Source organism: Actinoplanes sp. NPDC051633 (assembly GCF_040681735.1).
GTDB lineage: Bacteria > Actinomycetota > Actinomycetes > Mycobacteriales > Micromonosporaceae > Actinoplanes.
This window is the reverse complement of the sequence record NZ_JBFAZH010001194.1, coordinates 1-2319: the sequence shown is the minus strand read 5'-3', so window position 1 is coordinate 2319 and position 2319 is coordinate 1. Positions and strand designations below refer to the sequence as shown.

The window sequence follows — 2319 nt, the reverse complement described above, 5'->3', positions numbered from 1 at the left end:
AGGCGAACCAGGACGATGCCGGCGATGATCAGCACGCCACCGGCGGCCTGCACCCAGGTCGGCAGCTCGCTGAGCCACAGCCAGGCGAAGAGCACCGCGAACATCACCTCGGTCAGGCCGACGAAGGACGACAGCGAGGCGCCCAGCAGCCGCGCTGCGCCGATCCCCGCCGTGTACGCGATGACGGCCGCGACGATCGACATGCCCAGCACAGGCACCAGCCAGCTCACCTCGCGACCGGCGAACGGCACGTCGCCGAAGGTGGCGCCGGTCGGCAGCAGGCCCACCAGCCCGGCCAGTGCGAGCGCCACGGCGCCGATCGCCATTCCGCCGGAGGCCAGCGCGATCGACGGCAGCTCGGGGTCGACCCGCGCGGAGAGGACGAAGTACGTGGCCAGCCCGACCGCCGCGATCAGCCCCCACATCACGCCGATCATGTCGATGTCGCCGCCGCCGGCGAGGTCGAGCACGAGCACCAGGCCGATCAGTGCGACGGCGGCCCCGGCCACGGTCAGCCGCGCCGGGCGCTGGCCATGCCGCGCCCACATCCACAGCACCACCACGAGGATCCCGGAATACTCCAGCAGCAGCGCCACGCTCACCGGCAGGTGCTGCACCGCGTAGAAGTAGGCCACCTGGGTGCCCGCGACCGAGTACGCGCCGTAGAGCGCGATGGTGCCCAGTGACCGGCGGGCGGCGTGCCAGCGGCCGCGCATGGCGATCAGCGCGGGGATGGCGAGCACGACGGCCGCGACGGCGACCCGGGCGGTGACCGCGGAGCCGGCCGTCCAGCCCGCGTCGAGCAGCGATCGGGCGAACACGCCCGAGGTGCCGAAGGTGGCCGCCGACAGCAGCGCCAGGCCCAGTCCGAGTCGCATCACGCCTCCTCGTGTCATGGTTCGTGTCATGGTTCCTGTCATTGGTGAAACAGGTCTATGCTCATGACACTACGGGAACCGGCCGACAGGAGTCAACGTGGTCTTTGCTCATGACACCGAGGTCGCCCTCGCGGGCGTGGTGGCGTTGGTGAACACCACCGACGGCGGCGAGGGGCTGCCCGACCCGGCCGCGCTGGGCGCGTTCTTCTCGGAGTGGGGCTGGACCGGGCGGCTGGACCGCACGACCGCGGAGCTGCGGGCGGTCCGGGCGTTGCGGTCGCGGCTGCGCCGGGTGTGGGAGGTGGACGAGGACGAGGTGGTGGTGATCGTGAACGGTTTGCTGCGCGAGTTCCGGGCACTGCCGCAGCTGGTCCGGCACGACGGCTGGGCCTACCACTTCCACGCCACCGGGCCGGACGCGCCGCTGGCCGACCGCATGGCGGTGGAGGCCGCGATGGCGCTGGCCGACGTGGTCCGCGACGGCCAGCTGAGCCGGCTGCGCGTGTGCGACATGCCGGACTGCGACAACGTGCTGGTCGACCTGTCCAAGAACCGCTCGAAGCGCTTCTGCGACGCGGGCTGCGGCAACCGGGCGGCCGTCCACGCCTACCGGGCCCGCAAGGCTGCCCGGTCCCTCTAGGTCCGGGAAAATCTCGGCGAGAATTTGGCGCGAACCCTTGGCACTCGCGGCGGGTGAGTGCTAAAAAATATCTGTCGCTGCTGCTCCACCGCGGTGATGACACCTCGGAGAGCTGCGCAGCGAACTCGGCAAGTTGATCTTCAGCCGAGCGCCACGTGTCCGCCGGGCAGGCCGGCGGACGGTCTCGAGGAGGTGCATCCGTGGTGCTGACTTTCGATCCTTTCCGCGAGTTCGACCGCCTGGCCGGTCAGATGTTCGGCGGCGCCGACGCTTCCGGCGCGGGCATGGCGATGCCCATCGACCTGTACCGCTCAGGTGACCACTTCGTTCTGCACTGCGACCTCGCCGGTGTCGACCCCGGCTCGGTCCAGGTCGACGTGAACAACCGGGTGCTGACCATTCGCGCCGAGCGTTCGCCGCGCACCGACGACGACGTGCAGTGGGTGCGGCGGGAACGGCCCACGGGGACCTTCGAGCGGTGTCTCACCCTGGGTCACGGCCTCGACCTCGACCACATCACCGCCACGTGGCAGGAGGGCGTGCTGACGCTGACCGTCCCGGTCGCCGAGGCGGCCAAGCCACGCCGCATCGAGATCTCGCGTGCCGAGGGCCGGCCCGTCCTGGAGGGCGTCACCACGTCGTGATCACCGCGCGTCGTGATCACTGCGCGTCCTGACTACCGCGCCGAGTAGTGGGGGGGGGGGGGGGGGGGCCCCCCCCCCCCCCCCCCCCGCGGCGCCGGCGGCGTAGACGACCGCGCCGCGCGGCGGGGGCGGCGCGCCGCGGCGGGCGCCCCCGGGA

The 2319-nt window shown here is 71.9% G+C and carries 3 protein-coding genes; 2 read left to right on the top strand and 1 reads right to left on the bottom strand.

Annotation, left to right across the window (positions count from 1 at the left end; genetic code table 11):
- On the bottom strand, positions 1-878 hold an 878-nt coding region (locus AB0M20_RS38915; protein ID WP_364306001.1), incomplete at its 3' end, for an EamA family transporter.
- A 97-nt stretch (positions 879-975) separates the two neighbouring features.
- On the opposite strand from AB0M20_RS38915, the gene AB0M20_RS38910 reads away from it, so the two are divergent.
- Positions 976-1518 carry a CGNR zinc finger domain-containing protein gene (locus AB0M20_RS38910; protein ID WP_364305999.1) on the top strand — a complete coding sequence of 181 codons (543 nt, stop codon included), beginning with the start codon at positions 976-978 and terminating at the stop codon, positions 1516-1518.
- A 200-nt stretch (positions 1519-1718) separates the two neighbouring features.
- A complete protein-coding gene (locus tag AB0M20_RS38905; RefSeq protein WP_364305997.1) occupies positions 1719-2162 on the top strand; it encodes an Hsp20/alpha crystallin family protein in 444 nt (147 codons plus the stop codon).
- Positions 2163-2319: the final 157 nt, after the last annotated feature.